A 22752-nucleotide genomic window follows, 5' to 3' on the forward strand; every position below is an offset into this window, starting at 1 on the left:
CCCTGACACCGGCCCGCACGCCAGCCGAGGGGAACCACTCATGGCACCAGAACCACCGCTGCTCAGCATGTCCGGCATCACCAAGTCGTTCCCCGGAGTCCGGGCCCTCGACGGCGTCGACCTCGACGTCCAGGCGGGGGAAGTGCACTGCCTGCTCGGCCAGAACGGGGCCGGAAAGTCCACCCTCATCAAGGTCCTGGCCGGCGCCCACCAGCCAGGCACCGGCACCATCCGGTGGCGCGGCGAGCAGGTCACCCTCCGCTCGCCCAGCGCCGCCATGCGCCTCGGCATCGCCACCATCTACCAGGAACTCGACCTCGTCGAGCACCTGTCGGTGGCCGAGAACGTCCACCTCGGCCACGAGCCGACCACGGCGGGCTTCGTCGTCCGCGCCAAGGCGGCCAGGGCGTCCACCGCCCTGCTGCTGAAACGGCTCGGCCATCCGGAGATCGAACCCGGCCGGCTGGTGGCCGAACTGTCCGCCGCCCAGCGGCAGATCGTGTCGATGGCCCGCGCCCTCTCCCACGACGTCCGGCTCATCGTGATGGACGAACCCTCCGCCGCCCTCGACCCCGACGAGGTCGACAACCTGTTCCGCATCGTCACCGACCTGACCGCCGACGGCGTCGCCGTCGTCTACATCTCCCACCGTCTGGAGGAGATCCGCCGCATCGGCGACCGGGTGACCGTCCTCAAGGACGGCCGCGCCGTGGCGGGCGGCCTCCCCGCGAAATCCACCCCGACCCGCGACGTGGTGGCCCTGATGACCGGCCGCCCGGTCGAGTACGTCTTCCCCGAACGGCCCGCCTCCCCGCCCGACCTACCACCCGTCCTCGACGTGCGACAGCTCGCCAGGGACGGTGAGTTCGCCGCCCTCGACCTGCGGGTGCGACCCGGCGAGATCGTCGGCCTCGCCGGACTCGTCGGCTCGGGACGCTCCGAGATCCTGGAGACGATCTACGGCGCCCGCAGGCCCACCTCCGGACACGTCCTCGTCGACGGACAGGAGTTGCGGCCCGGCAGCGTGCGGGCCGCCGTCCGCGCCGGACTCGGCCTCGCCCCCGAGGAACGCAAGGCACAGGCCCTGCTGATGCTGGAGTCCGTCACCCGCAACGTCTCCGTCTCCTCCCTGTCCCGCTTCGCCCGCGCCGGCTGGATCGACCGCGGCGCCGAACACCGCGCCGCACGGGCCGCCACCCGCGAACTGTCGCTGCGCCCCGACACCCCGTCCGCGCCGGTGCGCACCCTCTCGGGCGGCAACCAGCAGAAGGCGGTCCTGGCCCGCTGGCTGCTGCGCGGCTGCCGGGTCCTGCTCCTCGACGAACCCACCCGGGGCGTCGACGTCGGCGCCCGCGCCGAGCTGTACGCGGTGATCCGGCGCCTCGCCGACCAGGGCCTGGCCGTCCTGCTGGTCTCCAGCGAGGTCCCCGAGGTGCTCGGCCTCGCCGACCGCGTCCTGGTGCTCCGCGAAGGACACGTCGTCCACACGGCACCCGCCCGCGAACTCGACGAACACCGCGTACTCGACCTGGTCATGGAAGGAAGCCCGGCGACATGACGCAGCCCGTCTCCCCGCCCCGGGACAGCACCCACAAACTGCCCCCGGTCGACCGACTCCCCGCGTTCCGCGGCCTGTTGGGCCACGCGGACGTCCGCACCCTCTCCCTGCTCGGCGTGCTCGCCGCGCTCGTCCTGATCGGCGGGATCACCAGACCCGACGAGTTCCTCGACACCCGCAACCTCCAACTCGTCCTCACCCAGGCGTCGGTGATCGGCGTCGTCACCGTCGGCATGACCTTCGTCATCACCTCGGGCGGCATCGACCTCTCGGTCGGCGCCATCGTCGCCCTCTCCTCGGTGTGGGCGACGACCGTCGCCACCCAGGAGTTCGGCTTCGCCGGCATCCTCTTCACCGCCGTCCTGGTCGGCGTCGGCTGCGGACTCGTCAACGGACTTCTCATCGCCTACGGCGGGATGGTCCCGTTCATCGCCACCCTCGCGATGCTCGCCTCGGCCCGCGGGCTCGCCCTCCAGATCACCGACGGCAAGACCCAGATCGTCGGCGTGACCAGCCTCCTCGACCTCGGCGAACGCGACGCCTACGTGCTGGGCGTGCCGCCCCTCGTCATGGTCTTCGCCGTCGTCACCGTCTGCGGCTGGCTGATCCTCAACCGCACCACCTTCGGCCGCCGCACGGTCGCCGTCGGCGGCAACGCGGAGGCCGCCAGGCTGGCCGGCATCGACGTCCGCCGCCAGCGCCTCTACCTCTACCTGCTGTCCGGACTGTGCTGCGGCATCGCCGCGTTCCTGCTGATCGTCCTCTCCGGGTCAGGCCAGAACACCAACGGCAACCTCTACGAACTCGACGCCATCGCCGCCGCGATCATCGGCGGCACCCTGCTCACCGGCGGACGCGGCACCATCACGGGCTCGGTGCTCGGCGTCCTGATCTTCACCACGATCACCAACATCTTCGCCCTCAACAACCTGCAGAGCGACGTCCAGCAGATCGCCAAGGGCGCGATCATCGTCGCCGCCGTGCTGGTCCAGCGCCGTACCGCGAGCACGACATGAGGAAAGGGTTCACCGCCATGCCAGAGCCGATGTCCCGCACCAGCCGCAGAGGGCTCCTCCTCGGCGCGGCCGCCGTCTCCACCGGCGCCCTCCTCGCCGGCTGCACCAGCAACGACTCCCAGGACGAGGAGCCCGCGGCCGGCGGCCAGTCCGCCACCGACGACCAGCCGGGCAAGCAGGTCACCATCGGCTTCGCGGGACCGCAGGCCGACCACGGCTGGCTCAACGCGATCAACGACAACGCCAAGCGCCGCGCCAAGAAGTACTCCGACGTCACCCTGGAGATCACCGAGGGCTCCAACGACACCGCCGCCCAGATCGGCCAGATCGAGACCCTGATCAACAAGAAGGTCGACGTCCTGGTGGTGCTGCCCGCCGACGGCAAGGCCCTCACCCAGGTCGGCCTGAAGGCGATGCGGGCCGGCATCCCCGTCGTCAACCTCGACCGGATCTTCAACTCCCCGCAGGCGTACCGCTGCTGGATCGGCGGCGACAACTACGGCATGGGCCTCAACGCCGGCACGTACATCGGCGAGAAACTCAAGGGCAAGAGCGACGCCCGGGTCGTCGAACTCGCCGGCCTCGACAACCTGGAGCTGACCAAACAGCGCACCCAGGGCTTCGACGACGCCCTCAAGAACTACCCCAACATCAAGAAGGTGGCCCGCCAGGCAGCCGACTTCACGGTCGAGTCGGGACAGGCCAAGATGGCCCAACTCCTCCAGGCGCAGTCGAAGTTCGACGCCCTGTGGAACCACGACGACGACCAGGGCGTGGGCGCGCTGCGCGCCGTCGAACAGGCGGGCCGCGACGACTTCCTGATGGTCGGCGGCGCCGGCGCGCTCTCCGCGTTCCAGGCCATCAAACAGGACAACGGCGTCCTCAAGGCCACCGTCCTCTACCCGCCGACCATGGCCGCCTCCGCCATCGACCTGGCCCGCGCGCTCGGCCAGGGCAAGGGCGTCGGCGGGCTCGCCGAGTACGAGATCCCGACCTCGGTGACGCTCTACTCCGCCGTCGTCGACAAGGACAACATCGAGCGCTACCTGCCCACCGGCTTCCGCTGACAGGCCCCGCCCGCACCCGCCGCCCCGCACCCCGCACGGCGCACCGACGACGTGGACCACCAGCGCCACAGGGACCCCGAGGACCAGGAGGACTTCCGTATGGGACAGCCGCAGCAGCCGGACGGGCCACCCGGAGAGCGGACGCCGCTGCGCGTCGGCATGGTCGGCTACGCCTTCATGGGCGCCGCCCACTCCCAGGGCTGGCGCACCGCGGGCCGGGTCTTCGACCTGCCGCGCCGGCCCGTCCTGGCCGCGATCTGCGGACGGGACGAGGCGGCGGTCCGCGCCGCGGCCGACCGGCACGGCTGGGACAGCGCCGAGACCGACTGGCGACGGCTGATCGCACGGGACGACATCGACCTCGTCGACATCTGCACCCCGGGCGACAGCCACGCCGAGATCGCCCTCGCCGCGCTGGCCGCAGGCAAGCACGTGCTGTGCGAGAAACCCCTCGCCAACACCGTCGCGGAGGCCGAGGCGATGACGGCCGCCGCCGAAGCGGCCTACGCACGCGGCCAGTTGGCGATGGTCGGCTTCAACTACCGCCGGGTGCCCGCCACCGCGCTCGCCCGCACCATGGTCGAGGAGGGCAGGCTCGGCACCCTGCGCCACCTGCGGGTGACCTACCTCCAGGACTGGCTGGTCGACCCCGGCTTCCCGCTGACCTGGCGGCTGCGCAGGGAACACGCCGGCTCCGGCTCCCTCGGCGACCTGGGCGCCCACATCGTCGACCTCGCCCAGTTCCTCGCGGGCGAACCGCTCGCCGGGGTGTCCGCGCTGACCGAGACCTTCGTACGGGAACGCCCGCTGCCCCTCGGCACCACCAGCGGCCTGAGCGCCGGGGCGTCCGCCGGGACCGGCGCGGTCACCGTCGACGACGCCGCCCTGTTCACCGGCCGCTTCGCCTCCGGCGCCCTCGCCTCATTCGAGGCCACCCGGTACGCGACCGGCCGCAAGAACTCCCTGCGCATCGAACTCAACGGCGAGCGCGGCTCGTTGGCCTTCGACCTGGAACGCCTCAACGAACTCTCCTACCACGACGGCACCGAACCCGGCACGCACGCCGGGTTCCGCCGCATCCTCGTCACCGAACCCGACCACCCCTACCTCGACGCCTGGTGGCCGCCAGGACACGGCCTCGGCTACGAGCACACCTTCGTCCACCAGGTCCGCGACCTCGTCCACGCGGTCGCCGAGGGCACCAGGCCCCGCCCCTCCTTCGCCGACGGACTCCAGGTGCAGCGCGTGCTCGCGGCCGTCGAGGAGAGCGCCGAGAAGAACTCCGTCTACACGCCCGTCGCAGGCTGAGGAGGCCGCGCCATGCCGCGCAGATTCACGCTGTTCACCGGTCAGTGGGCCGACCTGCCCCTGGAGGAGGTCTGCCGCCACGCCCGCGACTTCGGCTACGACGGACTCGAACTCGCCTGCTGGGGCGACCACTTCGAGGTCGACAAGGCGCTCGCCGACCCGTCGTACATCGACTCCCGCCACCAACTCCTCGACAAGTACGGCCTGAAGTGCTGGGCCGTCTCCAACCACCTCGTCGGACAGGCCGTCTGCGACGCCATCATCGACCAACGCCACCAGGCCATCCTGCCCGCCAGGATCTGGGGCGACGGCGAACCCGAGGGCGTAAGGCGACGGGCCGCCGCCGAGATCGCCGACACCGCGCGCGCCGCGGCGGCCCTCGGCGTCGACACTGTCGTCGGCTTCACCGGCTCCGCGATCTGGCACCTCGTCGCGATGTTCCCGCCCGCCCCCGAGTCGATGATCACCCGCGGCTACGAGGACTTCGCGGAGCGCTGGAACCCCGTCCTCGACGTCTTCGACCAGGAGGGCGTCCGCTTCGCCCACGAGGTCCACCCCAGCGAGATCGCCTACGACTACTGGACAACCCAGCAGGCGCTGGCGGCCGTTGACCACCGGCCCGCCTTCGGACTCAACTTCGACCCCTCGCACTTCGTCTGGCAGGACCTCGACCCGGTCGGCTTCCTCTGGGACTTCCGCGACCGGATCTACCACGTCGACTGCAAAGAGGCCCGCAAGCGCCTCGACGGCCGCAACGGCCGCCTCGGCTCCCACCTCCCCTGGGGCGATCCCCGACGCGGCTGGGACTTCGTCTCCGCCGGCCACGGCGACGTCCCCTGGGAGGACGTCTTCCGGATGCTGCGCTCCATCGACTACCGCGGCCCGGTCTCCGTCGAGTGGGAGGACGCCGGCATGGACCGGCTCCAGGGCGCCCCCGAGGCGCTCACCCGCCTGAAGGCGTTCGACTACGAGGCCCCGACGGCGTCCTTCGACGCCGCGTTCGGCAACTGACACCCCCCACACGACACCTCTCGCCTCTCCGGGATGACGGCGCATCCCGGCGTACGCACCCGCCCGTACAACCAGCCCCATCCTGGAGGCACCCGTGCACGGGAACGACCCCACGACCACCCGCCCCGGCAGAACCGAACCGCACCGACGACGCCCGCCCCTGCGCAAGTCCGTCGCCCTCCTGGGCGCCGCGCTGCTCGCGGGCGCCACCCTCTCCCTGACCAGCCCGCAGGCCGGCGCAGCCGTCGCCGACCCGGGCCCGGCCACCACCGTGACCGGGGGCGCGACGGCCGCCGCGGCCGAGGACTTCCAGCAAGTCACCCTCGCCAAGGGCGAGGCGGAGGTCGGAGAGCCCATGTCGCTCGCCGTCCTCCCGGACCGCTCGGTCCTGCACACCTCCCGCGACGGCGAACTCCGCATCACCGACGCCGCCGGCGACACCACCCTGGCCGGAAAGCTCGCCGTGTACGGACACGACGAGGAGGGCCTCCAAGGCGTCGGCGTCGACCCGGACTTCACCACCAACCGCTTCATCTACCTCTACTACGCACCCCCGTTGGACACCCCCGCGGGCGACGCCCCCGAGACCGGCACCGCCGCCGACTTCGCCCCCTTCGACGGCGTCAACCGCCTCTCGCGGTTCGTCCTGAAGACCGACGGCACCCTCGACAACGCCAGCGAGAAGAAGATCCTCGACATCCCCGCCTCCCGCGGCCTGTGCTGCCACGTCGGCGGCGACATCGACTTCGACGCGGCGGGCAACCTGTACCTGTCGACGGGCGACGACACCAACCCGTTCCAGTCCGACGGCTTCACCCCGATCGACGAACGCGACGGCCGCAACCCCGCCTTCGACGCCCAGCGTTCGGCCGGCAACACCAACGACCTGCGCGGCAAGATCCTCCGCGTCCACGTCGAGGCCGACGGCTCGTACACCATCCCCGAAGGCAACCTCTTCGCCCCCGGCACCGACCGCACCAGGCCCGAGATCTACGCCATGGGCTTCCGCAACCCGTTCCGCTTCAGCGTCGACCGGCAGACCGGCATCCTCTACGTCGGCGACTACGGCCCCGACGCCGGCACCGCCGACCCGGCCCGCGGCCCGGCGGGACAGGTCGAGTTCGCCCGCGTCACCGGCCCCGGCAACTTCGGCTGGCCCTACTGCACCGGCGCCAACGACGCATACCGCGACTACGACTTCGCGACGAAGACGTCCGGCGCCGCCTTCGACTGCGCCGCCCCCAAGAACAACTCCCCGCACAACACGGGACTCACCGACCTGCCCCCGGCCCAGCCCGCCTGGATCCCCTACGACGGCCCGTCCGTACCGGAGTTCGGCGACGGCTCCGAGTCCCCGATGGGCGGCCCGGTCTACCACTACGACGCCGACCTCGACTCGCCCGTGAAGTTCCCCGAGGCGTACGACGGCGACTTCTTCGCCGGCGAGTTCGGCCGCCGCTGGATCAAGCGCATCGTCAGCGACGCCGACGGCACCGTGCAGTCCATCAACCCCGTGCCCTGGACCGGCACCCAGGTGATGGACATGGCGTTCGGCCCCGACGGCGCCCTGTACGTCCTCGACTACGGCACCGCCTGGTTCGGCGGCGACGACAACTCCGGCCTCTACCGCATCGAGAACGCCACCGACGGCCACTCACCGGTCGCCCAGGCCGCGGCCGACCGCACCTCGGGACAGGCACCGCTGAAGGTCCGCTTCTCCTCCGCCGGCACGACCGACCAGGACGGCGACACCCTCACCCACCACTGGGACTTCGGCGACGGCGCCACCTCCACGGCCGCCGACCCCACCCACACGTACCGCAAGAACGGCACCTACACCGCCACCCTCACCGCCGAGGACCCCACCGGACGCACCGGCAGCGCCAGCGTCCGCGTCGTCGTCGGCAACACGGCACCCACCGTCACCCTGCAACTCCCCAAGGACGGCCAGCTGTTCAGCTTCGGTGACGCCATCCCGTTCAAGGTGAAGGTCACCGATCCCGAGGACCGCCGCACCATCGACTGCGCCAAGGTCAAGGTCAGCTTCGTCCTCGGCCACGACACCCACGGCCACCCGATCACCTCGGCCACCGGCTGCACCGGCACCCTCCAGACCACCGCCGACGGCGGCCACGACGAGAACGCCAACATCTTCGGCGTCCTGGACGCCGAGTACACCGACAACGGAGGCGGCGGACAGGACCCGCTCACCTCCCACGACCAGCACGTCCTCCAGCCCAGGCACCGGCAGGCCGAGCACTTCGGCGACTCCTCCGGCGTCTCCGTGATCACCAAGGACGCCGCGCACGGCGGCAGGACCGTCGGCGACATCCACCACGGCGACTGGATCGCGTTCACCCCGTACGTCCTCGCCGACGCCAAGAAGATCACCGCACGCGTCTCGTCCGGCGGCGCCGGCGGCACCCTGGAGATCCGCGCGGGCTCACCCAAGGGCACCCTGCTCGGCAAGGCCACCGTCCCGGTGACCGGCGGCTGGGAGACCTTCCAGGACGTCACCGCCACCCTGCGGCACGCCCCGAAGGGCACCACCACGCTCTACCTCGTCTTCAAGGGCGGCACCGGCGCGCTCTTCGACGTCGACGACTTCACCTTCACCACCGGCTGACAGGAGGCACCGCGATGCGTACAACCGGCCTGCTGACAACCGCCGTTGTCGGCGCGACCCTGCTCATCACCGGACTCTCGGCACCCGCGTCCTCGCACCCGAAGGAGACCGGGAAACGGGTCCTCGTCTTCTCCAAGACCGCCGGCTTCCGCCACGACTCCATCCCCGACGGCATCGACACCCTGCGCCAACTGGGAGCCACCGGAGGCTTCGCCGTCGACGCCACCGAGGACGCGGCCACCTTCACCGCCCGCACCCTGCGCCGCTACGACGCGGTGGTCTTCCTCTCCACCACGGGCGACGTCCTCACCACACCCCAACAGAAGGCGTTCGAGGGCTACATCCGCGACGGCGGCGGCTACGTCGGCATCCACGCCGCCGCCGACACCGAGTACGACTGGGAGTTCTACGGCGGCCTCGCCGGCGCCTACTTCCAGTCGCACCCGGCGATCCAGCCCGCGACCGTCCACGTCGAGGACCGCGCACACCCGGCCACCGCCGACCTGGCCCCCGTCTGGGAACGCACCGACGAGTGGTACAACTACCGCTCCAACCCGCGCGAACAGGCCCACGTCCTGGCCACCCTCGACGAGACGTCCTACTCCGGCGGCACCATGAACGGCGACCATCCGATCGCCTGGTGCCAGAACTACCGGGGCGGACGTGCCTTCTACACCGGAGGCGGCCACACCAAGGAGTCCTACACCGAACCCGCCTTCCGCTCCCACCTGTTGGGCGGGCTGCGCTGGGCCATCGGCGACGCCCAGGCCGACTGCCGCCCGGAGAACGGCTACCGGCCCCTCTTCGACGGCACGTCCCTCGACGGCTGGCAGCAGGCGGGCCCCGGCTCGTTCACCCTGGCCGACGACGGCACCCTCACCTCGTCGGGCGGGATGGGCCTGCTCTGGTACCGGGCGGCGGCCTTCTCCTCGTACTCCCTCAAGCTCGACTGGAAGATGGCCTCCCCGTCGGGCGACGACAACTCCGGTGTGTTCGTGGGCTTCCCGCCCTCCGACGACCCCTGGTCCGCCGTGGACCAGGGCTACGAGATCCAGATCGACGCCACCGACGTACCCGAGAGGACCACGGGCTCCGTCTACGGCTTCCGCTCCGCCGACCTGAAGAAGCGCGACCGCGCGCTCAACCCGCCGGGGCAGTGGAACACGTACGAGATCCGCGTGACGGGCGAACGCCTGCGCGTCTGGCTCAACGGCGTCCGCATCAACGATTTCACCAACACCGACCCGGCCCGCAGCCTCCGCGACGGCCACATCGGCATCCAGAACCACGGAGCCGACGACCAGGTGTCCTTCCGCGACATCCGGATCAAGGAGCTCCGGTGACGGGGGAGCCGGGGGAGGGGACGGCGCCGCCCCCGGAACCGTCCATCGCCACGACGCCCCCGGGTTTCCCGGGGGCGTGGGGTCCCCCCGAGGGCGTGGGAGGGCTTCGCGACTGTGGGGCAGAACTGCTCGTTGCCGGGGCCGGGTTCACCGGCTGCGCGGCCGGATTCCCTGGTGGCGCGGCCTGATGTCCCGACCGCAGGACCGAACTCCCCGTCAGTGTCCTGGGGTTCACCGACCGTGAGGCCGGGTTCCCCGGTGGCGCCGCCGGGCGACTGATCGGCGGTGGGCGGGAGACGCCGGACTCCCGCCCACCGTCCCCACCACCTCGCCTGTCCGTCTCCGCTGCTTGCCCAGCTCCGTCCAGCCCCGTTCCCCCTGTCCAGCCCCGCTCAACTCAGCACCCGACGCGTCCGACTGGGAGCCCGCCATGACCCTCCCCGTAACCGCCCCCGCCTCCCCCTCCGCCTCCGCTTCCCCCTCCGCTCCCGTTGTCCCGCCTCGCGTCGGTGTCTGGCTGATCGGTGCCCGTGGTTCCGTGGCCGTGACGGCGGTCGCGGGCTGCGCCGCCGTCACGGCGGGCCTGCGTCCGCCCACCGGACTGGTCACCGAATCGGCCGAGTTCGCCGGGGCTGACCTGCCGCCGCTGTCCACCCTGGTCTTCGGCGGCCACGACACACTCGACTGCCCGCTGCCCAAACGCGCCGAGGCGCTCGCGGCGGCGGGTGTGCTCCCGCCCGGCCTGCCCGCGGCCGTCGACGCCGAACTCGTCGCGGCCGAGCGGGAGATCAGACCTGGCGGCCCGGCCCCCGGCGACACCCGCAGCCCCCGGCAACTGATCGCCGACTTCGCCGCCGACATCACCGACTTCACCCGACGGCTCGGCCTGCGACGGACGGTCGTGATCAACGTCGCCTCCACCGAACCCACGGCGACGGGCGACGTCCTCCCGCCCAGCTCCCTGTACGCGGCGGCGGCCCTGGAGGCGGGCTGCCCCTACGTCAACTTCACCCCCTCAACGGGCCTGCACCACCCGGCACTTGCGGAGCGGCTGGCCGCCAGTGGCCTGCCGTACGCGGGCCGGGACGGCAAGACCGGCCAGACGCTCCTGCGCTCGGTCCTCGGCCCGATGTTCCGCCAGCGGGCGCTGACTGTCCGCGCCTGGTCAGGCACCAACCTGCTCGGCGGCGGCGACGGCGCCGCCCTCGCCGACCCGGCCGCCGCAGCGGCGAAGAACGCCGGCAAGGAACGCGTCCTCGCGGACACCCTGGGCACCACCCCCGAGGGCGAGGTCCACATCGACGACGTCCCCGCGCTCGGCGACTGGAAGACCGCCTGGGACCACATCGCCTTCGACGGCTTCCTCGGCACCCGCATGATCCTCCAGACCATCTGGCAGGGCTGTGACTCGGCCCTCGCCGCCCCCCTCGTCCTGGACCTCGCCCGCCTGACCTCCCGAGCCCACGAGGCGGGCATCTCCGGCCCGTTGAGCGAACTGGGCTTCTACTTCAAGGACCCGGTCGGCGACGCCCCGTCGTCCTTGGCCGACCAGTACACAGACCTCCTGGCTTTCGCGACCCGCCTGGGGAAAGCCGCGGGGGAGCACGGGGAGCGCGGGGATCAGGGCACGGGGGAGAGCGGAGGGAGCGGCGAGGGAGAGGCGGGTGACCGTCAGGCCGGGCATGACGGGCAAGGCGGGCATGACAAGTACGTCGACCGCGATCGACCCGACGGGAGCGTCGGCTCTCCCGAGCCCGGCGGCAGCCGTCCGGTGGGCGACCGAGCCGGGGAGCCCCGGTGACCCGGCGTCACGGTGCCGTGCCCGGAGAGGCCCGCGATGGTGACGTCTCCGGACCCGACGCCGCGGTGCTCGGCGCGGCGGGAGGTTCCGGATCGGATGCCGCGGGGCCCGGAGCCGCGGCAGTGTCAGGACCCGATGTTGCGGTGTCCGGCGCGGCGGGAGGTTCCGGATCGGATTGCGCGAGGCCCGGAGCCGCGGCAGCCTCGGGACCCGATGTTGCAGGGCTCGGCGCGGCGGGAGTTCCCGGAGCTGATGCCGTAGTCCTCAGCGCGGCGACAGCTTCCGGACCCGACGCGGCAGGGCTCGGCGTGGCGACAGTTTCCGGAGCTGATGCCGCAGGGCTCAGCGTCGCGGCAGGCTCCGGAGCCGACACCGCAGCACCCGGCGTCGCGTCTGTCTCCGGCCTCGCCTCCCCAGCACCCGGCGTCGCGTCTGTCTCCCGCCCCGCCTCCCCAGCACCCGGCGCCGTGTCTTTCTCCCGCCCCGCCTTCCCAGCACCCGGCGTCGCGACGCCAGTGGCCCCCGACCTCCGTGCCTGGGCCGAACTCCTGCGCCTCCCCGCGCTGTTCACCGTCCCCGGCGACGCCCTGGCCGGCGCCGCCGCGGCCTCGGCCACCGTCAACTCCCGCACGCTCCTCGCCATCGGTTCCTCCCTCTGCCTCTACGAGGCCGGCATGGCCCTCAACGACTGGGCCGACCGCGACGAGGACACCCGCGACCGCCCCCATCGTCCCCTCCCTTCTGGTCGCGTCCGCCCAGCCTCCGCCATCGCCGCGTCCTGCGTCCTCACGGCCGCTGGACTGACCCTCGCGGCCCGCGCGGGCCGCCCCGCACTCGCGGTCGCCGCACCCCTGGCGGCCACCATCTGGGCCTACGACCTCGCCCTGAAGCACACCCCGGCCGGTCCGGTCGCCATGGCCGCGGCCCGAGGACTCGACCTTCTCCTCGGCGCCGCCGCGACCACCGGCCGCGCCCGCGACGCCGTCCCGTCCGCGACCCTGCTCGCCACCCACACCCTCGCCGTGACGACCGTCTCCCGCCGGGAGACAACCGGCGGCTCACCCCTGGTGCCCCTGGCCGCCCTGGTCACCACCGGCGTCCTGACCCACCTGCTGACCCGCCGCCCCCGGACAGGCCACCGGGAGAAGCCGAGCCCCGCTCAGCCGGGCCCACAGGCCGCGCGCCCACTGGCCCCGACCTCTGACGCGCCGCCCCTCGACCATTCGGGCACACGGGCCTCGCGTCGACCGGCCTTCACCTCCGACGCGCCGACCCCACCCCGGGCCACCGACACGCACCCCCGGGCCACCGACACGCACCCCCGGGCCTCCGACAGGTACCCCCGGGCCACCGACACGCACCCCCAGACCACTCCGGCCCCTTCCTCCAGCCGGACCCCGCGTCCCCTCGACCGCACCTCCCAGGCCCTGCGTGTCGCGCTCGCCGTCGCCTACCCGGCCACCGCCGCCCGCCCCTACCTGCACGCGGCTCTCAACCCGTCGCCTCCCCTCACCCAACGAGCCGTCGCAGGCGGCATCCGCGCCACGATCCCCCTCCAGGCCGCCCTCACCGCCCGCGCCGGCTCCACCCCCACCGCCCTCCTGGTCGCGGCCCTCGCCCCGCTCGCCAGGAGGTTCGCGAGAAAGGTGAGCGTCACATGACCCCGCAGCGGCCCCCCACCTCCCTCCGTTTCGGCTACGGCACCAACGGACTCGCCGACCTCCGTCTCGACGACGCCCTCTCCCTCCTGGCCGACCTCGGTTACGACGGCGTCGGCCTGACCCTCGACCACATGCACCTGGACCCCTTCGCCCCCGACCTCCCCACCCGCGTCAAGCACGTGGCCCGCCGCCTGGACTCCCTCGGCCTGGACGTCACCGTCGAGACCGGTGCCCGCTACGTGCTCGACCCGCGCCGCAAACACGGCCCCTCACTGCTCGACCCTGACCCCGACGACCGGGCCCGACGCGTCGACCTGCTGCTGCGCGCGGTCGACATCGCCGCCGACCTCGGCGCCCACGCCGTGCACTGCTTCAGCGGCGTCACGCCCGCCGACACCACGTCCGACACCGCGTGGAATCGCTTGGCCGACGCCCTCGCCCCCGTCCTGGCAGCCGCCGCCACCGCGGGCGTCCCGCTCGCCGTCGAACCCGAACCCGGCCACCTCCTCGCCACCCTCGCCGACTTCCACCACCTCCGCCGCACTCTCGGCGACCCGGACCACCTCGGTCTCACCCTCGACCTCGGCCACTGCCAGTGCCTCGAACCCCTCCCTCCCGCCGACTGCGTCCGCGCCGCCGCCCCCTGGCTGCGCCACGTCCAGATCGAGGACATGCGGCGCGGTGTCCACGAACACCTCCCGTTCGGCACCGGCGAGATCGACTTCCCGCCCGTCCTCGCGGCCCTCGCCGCCACCGGCTACCAGGGCCTCACCGTCGTCGAACTGCCCCGCCACTCCCACGAGGGCCCACGCCAGGCAGAACGCTCCCTCCCCTTCCTCCACCATGCGGCAGCCCAGGCGGCCTCCACGCCCGACGCCTCCGCATCCCGCGGCGCCCCGACGGCCACCCCCGAAGGGAGCCGCACCCCATGACCCACCCCCGCACCACCCGGTCGACCGACCCGACCCCGCCGACGCGGACAACCCGGCCGTCCCCGGAGACGCCCGCCACCGCCACAGCCACCACCCAGGCTGACCCGTCAGACCCGTCAGACCCGTCAGACCCGTCAGACCCGTCAGACCCGTCAGCCGCGGAGACGAGCACTCCCGCCGTCCCAGCCACCCCTGGGGCCACCGCGCCCGCCCTCCCCGCCACCCCGGAGACGCCCGCCTGCACCACCAAAGCCACTCCGGGGGCCCCCGCCCCCGCCCCCCTCCCCACCCCCTCCACCCTGTACGCCGACCTCACCCCCCACCTCACCCCGCCCGCCCGTGCCTGGCTCGACCAAGCCCTTCGCGAGGCCGACTCGCAGCCCGGCCTGCACGGTCCGCTCGCTGTGTGGGAGTTGCGGCTCGCCGAGGCCGGTCGCCGGTGCGGGCACGATCACGCCGACGCCGTCCGCGTCCTGATCCTGCACGCCGCCCGCGCCGGGACCGACGCCCTGACCCGCGTCTACTCCCAGGGCACCGCCGCCGAACGCCGCGCCGTGCTGCACGCCCTGCCCCACCTCGTGGCGGGACCCGACGCCCGCCCGCTCGTCGAGGACGCCCTGCGGACCAACGACACCCGCCTGGTCGCCGCCGCCGTCGGCCCCTACGCCGCCCGGCACCTCCCTCCCCACCTCTGGCGCCACGCCGTCCTGAAGTGCCTGTTCACCGGGGTGCCCGTGACCGGGATCGCCGACCTGGAGCGCCGCGCCCACGGTGACGTGGAACTCGCCCGGATGCTCGGCGACCACGCCGCCGAACGGACCGCCGCGGGACGCCGCGTGCCCGAGGACCTGTACCGCGTGCTGGCCCTCACCGACCCCACCGCCACCCCACCCGCGCAGGCCGCCGACCACGGCCCGCACGGCACCGACGGCAAGGAGTCCTGATGCGCATCTTCGACCCCCACATCCACATGACGTCACGGACCACCGACGACTACCGGGCGATGCGCGCGGCCGGCGTCCGCGCCGTCGTCGAACCCTCCTTCTGGCTCGGCCAGCCCCGCACCTCACCCCACTCCTTCTTCGACTACTTCGACTCCCTCCTGGGCTGGGAGCCCTTCCGCGCCGCGCAGTACGGCATCGCCCACCACTGCACGATCGCCCTCAACCCCAAGGAGGCGAACGACCCGCGCTGCTTCCCCGTCCTCGACGAACTGCCGCGCTATCTCGTCAAGGACCAGGTCGTCGCCGTCGGGGAGATCGGCTACGACTCGATGACCCCCGCCGAGGACACCGCCCTCGCCGCCCAGCTCCAACTCGCCGCCGACCACGCGCTTCCCGCGCTCGTCCACACCCCGCACCGCGACAAGCTCGCCGGACTGCGCCGCACCCTCGACGCGGTCCACGAGTCCGCGCTGCCCCCGGACCGGGTCCTGGTCGACCACCTCAACGAGACCACCGTCAAGGAGGCCAAGGACAGCGGCTGCTGGCTCGGCTTCTCCGTCTATCCCGACACCAAGATGGACGAGGAGCGGATGGTCGCGCTCCTGCGGACCTACGGCCCCGAACAGGTGCTGGTGAACTCCGCCGCCGACTGGGGCAGCAGCGACCCCCTCAAGACCCGCCGGGTCGGCGACCTGATGCTCGCGCGGGGCTTCACCGAGGACGACGTCGACCAGGTGCTGTGGCGCAACCCCGTCGCGTTCTACGGGCTCAGCGGCCGGCTCGCCCTTGACGTCACCGCGACCGACGCCACCCACGAGGGCAACTCCGTGCTGCGCGGCGGGGAGTGAGCCATGCGCTTCCGGCACCCCGACGGCTCCGTCGTCCACCTCGCGTACTGCACCAACGTCCACCCCGCGGAGACCCTCGACGGCGTGCTCGCCCAACTCCGCGACCACTGCGAGCCGGTCCGCAGGCGCCTGGGCCGCGACCGCCTCGGCATCGGACTCTGGCTCGCCAAGGACGCCGCCCACGCCCTGGTCACCGACCCGTCCGCACTGCGCGGCCTGCGTGCCGAACTGGACCGGCGCGGACTCGAGGTCGTCACTCTCAACGGCTTCCCCTATGAGGGCTTCGGCGCCGAGGAGGTCAAGTACCGCGTCTACCGCCCCGACTGGGCCGACCCCGAACGTCTGCACCACACCACCTCCCTCGCCCGGGTCCTCGCCCATCTGCTGCCCGACGACGTCACCGAGGGCAGCGTCTCCACCCTGCCGCTCGCCTGGCGCACCGCCTACGGCGAGCCGCGCGCCGAGAAGGCCCGCGCCGCTCTCGCCACCCTCGCCGAACGCCTCGACGCCCTCCACGAACTCACCGGCCGCTCCATCCGCGTCGGCCTGGAACCCGAACCGGGCTGTGTCGTCGAGACCACCGCCGACGCCCTCACCCCGCTGACCGCGCTCGCCCACCCGCGGATCGGCGTGTGCGTCGACACCTGCCATCTCGCCACCTCCTTCGAAGACCCGCACACCGCCCTCGACGCTCTCGTCGCCGCCGGTGTGCCCGTCGTCAAGTCCCAGCTGTCGGCGGCCCTGCACGCCGAGCACCCCCACCTGCCCGAGGTCCGCGCCGCGCTCGCCGCCTTCGACGAACCCCGCTTCCTGCACCAGACCCGCACCGCCACCGCCGCCGGCCTGCGCGGCACCGACGACCTCGGCGAGGCACTCGCCGCGGACACCCTCCCGGACGCGGCGCCCTGGCGTGCCCACTTCCACGTCCCGCTGCACGCGGCCCCCGCCGCGCCCCTCACCTCCACGCTCCCCGTCCTGGAGGCCGCCCTCGCCCGGCTGGTCGGCGGTCCGCACCCGCTCACCCGCCACCTGGAGGTCGAGACCTACACCTGGCAGGCCCTCCCCGCCGCGCTGCGGCCCCGCGGCCGGGCCCAGCTCGCCGACGGCATCGCCGCCGAACTCATCCTCGCCCGAGACCTGTTGACCGACCTCGGCCTGAAGGAACTCCCATGAGCACCCCTGCCGCCGAGCCGCGGCCCACCCCGCTCCTCGTCCTCGACGTCGTCGGCCTCACCCCCCGTCTCCTCGACCACATGCCCCATCTCAAGCGGCTCGCGGGGGCCGGCTCGCGCGCCGCCCTCGGTACCGTCCTGCCCGCTGTCACCTGCGCCGCCCAGTCCACCTTCCTCACCGGCACCCACCCGTCCGAGCACGGCATCGTCGGCAACGGCTGGTACTTCCGCGAGCTGGGCGACGTCCTCCTGTGGCGCCAGCACAACGGCCTCGTCGCCGGCGACAAGCTCTGGGACGCCGCCCGCCGCGCCCACCCCGGCTACACCGTCGCCAACATCTGCTGGTGGTACGCGATGGGCGCCGACACCGACCTCACCGTCACCCCCCGTCCCGTCTACTACGCCGACGGCCGCAAGGAACCCGACTGCTACACCCGGCCCCCCGAGCTGCACGACGAACTCACCGAACTGCTCGGCACCTTCCCGCTGTTCCACTTCTGGGGACCCGGCGCCGACCTGGTCTCCAGCCGGTGGATCATCGACGCGACCCGGCACATCCTGCGCACCCGCCACCCGGACCTGGCGCTCTGCTACCTCCCTCACCTCGACTACGACCTCCAGCGCTTCGGCCCGGACGACCCGCGCTCCCTGCGGGCGGCCACCGACCTGGACACGGCCGTCGCCCCGCTCCTCGACGACGCCCGAGCCGAGGGCCGTACCGTCGTCGTCCTCTCCGAGTACGGCATCACCCGCGTGGACCGGCCCGTCGACATCAACCGGGCCCTGCGCCGCGCCGGACTCCTCGAGGTCCACACCCAGGACGGCATGGAGTACCTGGACCCGATGGCCTCCCGCGCCTTCGCGGTCGCCGACCACCAGATCGCCCATGTGTATGTGCGCAGACCCGAGGACGTCGACGCCGTGCGAGCCGTCCTCGCCGAGCTGCCCGGGGTCGAGCGACTCCTCGACGACGAGGGCAAGAAGGCCCATCACCTCGACCACCCGCGAGCCGGCGAACTCGTCGCCGTCGCGGAACCCGACGCCTGGTTCACGTACTACTACTGGCTCGACGACAGCCGTGCGCCCGACTTCGCGCAGCTCGTCGAGATCCACCGCAAACCCGGCTACGACCCGGTCGAACTGTTCATGGACCCGCTCGACCCGTACGTCAAGGTCAAGGCGGCCGGCGCGCTGGCCCGCAAGCGACTCGGCATGCGCTACCGGATGGCGGTCGTGCCGCTCGACCCGTCACCTATTCGAGGCAGCCACGGCCGCCTTCCGGCGAGCGACGACGACGGTCCGCTCCTCATCTGCTCCACCCCCCGTGCTGTCGGCGACCGCCTCGCGGCCACCGACGTCAAGTCGCTCCTGCTCCAACTGGCCGGTCTCTCCTGACTGGTCACCAGTGAAGCACTCACCACTGACAACGGCCCGCGATCCCGAGGAGTTCCAGACATGAGCCGCATTTCGCACTCCGACCCCGAACTCACCCACCGCCTGACCAGACGGGGCATGCTGGGCGTCGCCGCGGGCGGCACCGCGGCCGCGCTGCTGGGCGCCGCGGCCACCCCCGCCGCCGCGTCCCCGTCCTCCGCGTCCCGCGCCCCCGCGGAACCCGCCACCTCCGCCGCCGGGCACGGTCACGGCCGGGGCCGCGCCCTGCTGCCCCCCGGCCGGCTCGGGGTGCAGCTGTACAGCCTGCGCGACAAGGTCTCCACGCTCGGCTTCGCCGCCGTCTTCGCGGAGTTGGAGCGGTACGGCTACGACGAGGTCGAGTTCGCCGGATACACCCAGGGCTCCGCGGGGGCCATCACCCTGGCCCAGCTGCGCCGGCTGGCCCGGGACCACGGCCTCACCCCGATCGGCAGCCACGTCGGCTACTACGCGAACGACCCGAACGCCTACACCTTCGCCGAGAACCTCACCAAGGTCCTCGACGACGCCCAGGCCCTCGGCCTCAAGCACATCGGCACCGCCTCGGGCCCGTTCCGCTACGGCGACACCGTGGACGCCTGGAAGCGCGCCGCCGCCGACTTCAACAGGTACGGCGCGGCGGCGCGGGCGCGCGGCATGAAGTTCTACCAGCACAACCACTCCGACGAGTTCGGCTTCGCCAGCGACAACCCCAAGGTCAGGCTCTACGACGTCCTGCTCGCCGAGACCGACCCCGACCTGGTGTTCCTGGAGATGGACATCTTCTGGGCGTACGCGGGCCAGTTCCGTTTCTCCACCCGGCCCGACGGCAGGCCCGCGCCGTTCGATCCGCTCGCCTACGTCCTGCGGCAGCCGCACCGCTACCCCCTCTTCCATGTCAAGGACGGCGTCAGTGACCCGCAGAACCAGTTCGGCTACCGGATGGTCGACGTCGGCGACGGCGACATCGACTACCAGAAGTTCCTGTCCGCGGTGACCCGGCTGCGCGGCGAGCGCCTCGCCCACCACTGGCAGACCGAGCACGACCAGCCCACCGACTCCCTCCGCTTCGCCCGCCGCTCCAGCGCCTATCTGCACTCCCTGCGCGAGAAGTGCTGAACCGCGCCCAGCCGTGAGGAGGCCCTCCCCGCAACCGGGGAGGGCCTCCTCACGCGCGCGTGCGCGCCGTCGTCAGCCGGAGGTGCGCGGCCGGGCGACCGCCGTCACCTCGCCGCCGCGGCCCGGCTGCCGCAGCAGCAGCGCGATGCCGGCCGCGACCATCGAGACGCCGCCCGCCAGCGCGTAGGCGCCGTTGTAGCCCCAGGCCGCGACCACCATGGAGCCGAGGCCGCCGCCGAAGAGACCGCTGATCAGCTTGCCGCTGTACACGAGACCGTAGTTGGAGGCGTTGTAGTTCTCCCCGAAGTAGTCCGGTGTCAGGGCCGCGAACATCGGGTAGAACGCGCCGCCGCCGAACCCGGACAGGAACGCGAAGACCAGGAACAGCCACTCGCTCCGCACCTCGCCCGCCAGGATCACGCCGAACTGGGAGAGCCCCAGCACCACGATGACGAACACCAGGGTCGACTTGCGGCCCCACTTGTCCGACAGCCAGCCCACGACCCCGCGCCCGACACCGTTGATGACCGCCATGACGCCCATGGAGGAGGCGGCCACCAGCGGCCCGAAGCCGACCTCCTTGGCGTAGTCGACCTGGAAGGAGATCCCGAAGATCGACACCCCCGCGGTCATCACGATGGCCACCCACATCAGCGGCAGCATCCCCGTCCTGACGGCCTCCTTCGGTGTGTACTGCCGCACCGCTGGGGGGTTCTTCGCGAGGCTCGCCGCGTTCTTCGCGTCACCGGCGAACGTCAGCGGGTCGATGTCGGCGGGCCACCAGTTCTTCGGCGGGTCCTTGAAGAAGAACGCGCACCCGAAGACCACGATCAGGATGTAGCAGCCGATCAGATCCAGGACCCGGTGGTAGTTAGCCGTGTCGAAGGCGTAGTTGAAGATGAAGATGAACGGCAGCGACCCGTACGCGAAGCCGCCGTTGACGAAACCCGTACGGGCACCCCGGCGTTCCGGGAACCACTTGCCGACCATGTTGATGCAGGTCGCGTAGATCAACCCGGCGCCGATGCCCCCGATCACGCCGAAGCCGAGCACGGCCAGCCACACGTTGCTCAGATGCGACAGGGCGAAGAACCCGACCAGACACATCGCGGAGCCGGTGAACATGGCCCTGCGGGCCGTCAGGACGCCCTTCTCGCGCAGCCAGCCCGCTGGGAAGGCGATGCCCGCCTGGAAGAACACCCAGACGCTGAGGATCCAGAAGGTGTTGCTCTGCGTCCAGCCGTGCGCGTGGGACAGGGTGTCCTCCGCCGAGCCGTACGCGTACTCGAAGACACTGATCGCCATCATGGCGAGCCACGGCAGGTACACCATGATCTTGCGGGAGTGGCCGAGGATGTCCCGGTCGCTCTCGCCGACGCGGTACACGCGGCCTCGGGTGTCGGTCACTTCACGGTAGGGACGGTGGGCTACGTCGGGTTCTGCCGACGACGTGCCTGCTGCGGTGGGTTCCGCGGACATGTCAGGCCATCTCCTCGCCGAGCGGTTGCGGGTTGGGGACGACGCGCCGGACCTTCGGGCGGCCCGGAGCGGTCAGGAAGAGCGCCAGTACGGAGGAGGCGAGCCCCAGGGAGCCCGCCAGGACGAACGCGCCATGGAAGTCGCGCGCGCCGAGCGGCCCCGCGCCGAGCGCCGCGACGGCCGGGCCGGCCGCCGCCGTCGCGCTGTGGACGAGGCCGTGGTGGGCGGCGAGGTCGTTCTCGCCGAAGCAGTCGGCCGTCATGGACGCGAGCAGCGGGAGGACCGCCGCGCCGGTGAGGCCGGACAGCAGGACGCAGACCAGGAAGAACGGCTGGCTGCCGAGCCGGCCCGACAGCGGCACACCGAACTGCGCGGTGCCGAGCGCGACGCACACGACGACCAGCGTGGCGCGCCGCCCGTAGCGGTCGGAGAGGAGGCCGACGGCACCGAGCCCGACGCCGTTGACGACCGCTCCGGCGAACAGTGCCGCGGAGACGACCCCGCCCCCGAACCCCGCGCTCCGACCGAACGGCACCTCGAAGGCGAGGCCGAGGACGCCGACGCCGCCCGCGCAGAGCAGACAGCACCACAGCAGCCACAGGACGGGCGTCCTGGCGGCCTCTCCCGGCCCGAACTGCCGGACGGCGGGCGGGTTCCGTGCCGTCCCCGGGCGCACGGCCGCGGCGCCGCCGGGGCGGAGCGGATCGATACGCGCGGGCCACCAGTTCCTCGGCGGCTCCTCGAACAGCCGTCCGATCGATGCCGTCGCCAGACACCCGACGGCGCCCAGCACGGCCGGGACCGTCGCGTGCCCGTGCACCTCCACGCGCGGAGCGAGCAGGAACGCGGGCGGCACGAGCCCGTACGGAAATCCCCCGCTGACCAGGGCCGTCGCGGCGCCCCGACGGTCCGGGTACCACCTGCCCGCCGTCGTCACACAGGTCGCGTGGACGATCCCGGCGCCCGCGCCCCCGAACACCGCGAAGCCGAGCCGGGCGGGCGCCGCGTCCGGTACGCACACCAGGAGCAGACCGGCCACCATGGTGGCCGCGGCACCGAGCGGCAACGCCACGCGCGCGGGGAGGCCGCCGCTCGCCCGCAGCCGCCCGGTGGAGAGGGCCACCGCCCCCTGGCAGGACACCCAGACGCCCAGCGGCCACAGGAGCCGCCCGTCGCTCCAGGGACGCGCCCCGTGCAGCACCTCACCCGCCACCGCGAACGCGCACCCCGCGAGAGCGACGGCCGCCATGCCCGCCCAGGGCAGGACGGCCATCCAGACACGTGCCCGGCCCATGAGGTCGACGTCGGACTCGCCGATCCGGTACGCCCGGCCGTGGCGGTCCGTCACCTCGCGGTACGGGACGGCCACCTGGCCATCGGTGGTTCTCATCGTGCAGCACCCCCTTGCGTCGAAAGATCTGGCAGGCGCCCCCTGTCCCATGCCTTCCGTGCAC

16 protein-coding genes and 1 pseudogene are annotated in these 22752 nt (G+C 72.6%); 15 read left to right on the top strand and 2 right to left on the bottom strand.

The genetic code is table 11. The features are described 5' to 3' along the window. The first annotated feature begins 40 nt into the window (after positions 1-40). The 15 genes and pseudogenes from DDJ31_RS32335 to DDJ31_RS32405 all read left to right on the top strand — a co-directional run bounded on the left by DDJ31_RS32335 (position 41) and on the right by DDJ31_RS32405 (position 19819). Complete coding sequence (locus tag DDJ31_RS32335; RefSeq protein WP_127176871.1) at positions 41-1558, top strand: sugar ABC transporter ATP-binding protein; 1518 nt, start codon at positions 41-43, stop codon at positions 1556-1558. Continuing rightward, complete coding sequence (locus tag DDJ31_RS32340) at positions 1555-2574, top strand: ABC transporter permease (RefSeq protein WP_127176870.1); 1020 nt, start codon at positions 1555-1557, stop codon at positions 2572-2574. The genes DDJ31_RS32335 and DDJ31_RS32340 overlap by 4 nt, the downstream gene beginning before the upstream one ends. A gap of 17 nt (positions 2575-2591) precedes the next feature. After that, positions 2592-3641, top strand: a complete 1050-nt coding sequence (locus DDJ31_RS32345) for a substrate-binding domain-containing protein (RefSeq protein WP_171480932.1) — start codon at positions 2592-2594, stop codon at positions 3639-3641. A 99-nt stretch (positions 3642-3740) separates the two neighbouring features. Beyond that, positions 3741-4949: a Gfo/Idh/MocA family protein gene (locus tag DDJ31_RS32350; RefSeq protein WP_127176869.1), complete on the top strand. Its 1209-nt coding sequence runs from the start codon at positions 3741-3743 to the stop codon at positions 4947-4949. Between the two features lie 12 nt (positions 4950-4961). Next, entirely contained in the window at positions 4962-5960 is a 999-nt protein-coding gene (locus DDJ31_RS32355) for a sugar phosphate isomerase/epimerase family protein (RefSeq protein WP_127176868.1), read from the top strand. A 94-nt stretch (positions 5961-6054) separates the two neighbouring features. Further along, on the top strand, positions 6055-8586 hold the full coding sequence (locus tag DDJ31_RS32360; protein WP_127176867.1) for a carbohydrate-binding protein: 2532 nt from the start codon (positions 6055-6057) through the stop codon (positions 8584-8586). A 14-nt stretch (positions 8587-8600) separates the two neighbouring features. Then, a complete protein-coding gene (locus DDJ31_RS32365; RefSeq protein WP_127176866.1) occupies positions 8601-9929 on the top strand; it encodes a ThuA domain-containing protein in 1329 nt (442 codons plus the stop codon). Positions 9930-10359: 430 nt separating this feature from the next. Then, on the top strand, positions 10360-11730 hold the full coding sequence (locus tag DDJ31_RS32370; protein ID WP_127176865.1) for an inositol-3-phosphate synthase: 1371 nt from the start codon (positions 10360-10362) through the stop codon (positions 11728-11730). Positions 11731-12245: 515 nt separating this feature from the next. Further along, positions 12246-13391: an SCO3242 family prenyltransferase gene (locus DDJ31_RS32375; RefSeq protein ID WP_253302960.1), complete on the top strand. Its 1146-nt coding sequence runs from the start codon at positions 12246-12248 to the stop codon at positions 13389-13391. Next, positions 13388-14323: a sugar phosphate isomerase/epimerase family protein gene (locus DDJ31_RS32380; protein ID WP_127176863.1), complete on the top strand. Its 936-nt coding sequence runs from the start codon at positions 13388-13390 to the stop codon at positions 14321-14323. Before DDJ31_RS32375 ends, DDJ31_RS32380 begins: the two co-directional genes overlap by 4 nt. A gap of 230 nt (positions 14324-14553) precedes the next feature. Then, positions 14554-15267: pseudogene (locus DDJ31_RS32385) on the top strand (EboA domain-containing protein); the annotation flags it as partial. Continuing rightward, positions 15267-16115, top strand: coding sequence for a TatD family hydrolase (locus tag DDJ31_RS32390; protein ID WP_127176861.1), 849 nt, complete (start codon positions 15267-15269; stop codon positions 16113-16115). The pseudogene DDJ31_RS32385 and the gene DDJ31_RS32390, both read left to right, overlap by 1 nt. Before the next feature lie 3 nt (positions 16116-16118). Next, positions 16119-17288 (top strand): metabolite traffic protein EboE, encoded by a 1170-nt coding sequence (eboE, locus tag DDJ31_RS32395; protein ID WP_127176860.1) that lies wholly within the window; start codon positions 16119-16121, stop codon positions 17286-17288. Continuing rightward, positions 17285-18682, top strand: a complete 1398-nt coding sequence (locus tag DDJ31_RS32400) for a nucleotide pyrophosphatase/phosphodiesterase family protein (protein WP_127176859.1) — start codon at positions 17285-17287, stop codon at positions 18680-18682. The genes eboE and DDJ31_RS32400 overlap by 4 nt, the downstream gene beginning before the upstream one ends. A gap of 60 nt (positions 18683-18742) precedes the next feature. Next, positions 18743-19819 carry a sugar phosphate isomerase/epimerase family protein gene (locus DDJ31_RS32405; RefSeq protein WP_127176858.1) on the top strand — a complete coding sequence of 359 codons (1077 nt, stop codon included), beginning with the start codon at positions 18743-18745 and terminating at the stop codon, positions 19817-19819. A 72-nt stretch (positions 19820-19891) separates the two neighbouring features. Here the strand turns inward: DDJ31_RS32405 and DDJ31_RS32410 are convergent, their stop codons facing one another. Together DDJ31_RS32410 and DDJ31_RS32415 are read right to left on the bottom strand one after the other, a co-directional pair. Then, complete coding sequence (locus DDJ31_RS32410) at positions 19892-21298, bottom strand: OFA family MFS transporter (RefSeq protein ID WP_127176857.1); 1407 nt, start codon at positions 21296-21298, stop codon at positions 19892-19894. A gap of 1 nt (position 21299) precedes the next feature. Continuing rightward, positions 21300-22688: an MFS transporter gene (locus tag DDJ31_RS32415; RefSeq protein WP_127176856.1), complete on the bottom strand. Its 1389-nt coding sequence runs from the start codon at positions 22686-22688 to the stop codon at positions 21300-21302. Positions 22689-22752 lie beyond the last annotated feature (64 nt).

This window comes from Streptomyces griseoviridis, assembly GCF_005222485.1.
Lineage (GTDB): Bacteria > Actinomycetota > Actinomycetes > Streptomycetales > Streptomycetaceae > Streptomyces > Streptomyces hintoniae.

Bases quoted from the DNA above. Each gene is read 5' to 3' on its own strand.
- DDJ31_RS32355 (WP_127176868.1), top strand. From the start codon at position 4,962: ATGCCGCGCAGATTCACGCTGTTCACCGGTCAGTGGGCCGACCTGCCC.
- DDJ31_RS32345 (WP_171480932.1), top strand. From the start codon at position 2,592: ATGCCAGAGCCGATGTCCCGCACCAGCCGCAGAGGGCTCCTCCTCGGC.
- DDJ31_RS32340 (WP_127176870.1), top strand. From the start codon at position 1,555: ATGACGCAGCCCGTCTCCCCGCCCCGGGACAGCACCCACAAACTGCCC.
- DDJ31_RS32365 (WP_127176866.1), top strand. From the start codon at position 8,601: ATGCGTACAACCGGCCTGCTGACAACCGCCGTTGTCGGCGCGACCCTG.
- DDJ31_RS32400 (WP_127176859.1), top strand. From the start codon at position 17,285: ATGAGCACCCCTGCCGCCGAGCCGCGGCCCACCCCGCTCCTCGTCCTC.
- DDJ31_RS32335 (WP_127176871.1), top strand. From the start codon at position 41: ATGGCACCAGAACCACCGCTGCTCAGCATGTCCGGCATCACCAAGTCG.
- DDJ31_RS32370 (WP_127176865.1), top strand. From the start codon at position 10,360: ATGACCCTCCCCGTAACCGCCCCCGCCTCCCCCTCCGCCTCCGCTTCC.
- DDJ31_RS32380 (WP_127176863.1), top strand. From the start codon at position 13,388: ATGACCCCGCAGCGGCCCCCCACCTCCCTCCGTTTCGGCTACGGCACC.
- DDJ31_RS32390 (WP_127176861.1), top strand. From the start codon at position 15,267: ATGCGCATCTTCGACCCCCACATCCACATGACGTCACGGACCACCGAC.
- DDJ31_RS32405 (WP_127176858.1), top strand. From the start codon at position 18,743: ATGAGCCGCATTTCGCACTCCGACCCCGAACTCACCCACCGCCTGACC.
- DDJ31_RS32410 (WP_127176857.1), bottom strand. From the start codon at position 21,298: ATGTCCGCGGAACCCACCGCAGCAGGCACGTCGTCGGCAGAACCCGAC.
- DDJ31_RS32415 (WP_127176856.1), bottom strand. From the start codon at position 22,688: ATGAGAACCACCGATGGCCAGGTGGCCGTCCCGTACCGCGAGGTGACG.
- DDJ31_RS32350 (WP_127176869.1), top strand. From the start codon at position 3,741: ATGGGACAGCCGCAGCAGCCGGACGGGCCACCCGGAGAGCGGACGCCG.
- eboE (WP_127176860.1), top strand. From the start codon at position 16,119: ATGCGCTTCCGGCACCCCGACGGCTCCGTCGTCCACCTCGCGTACTGC.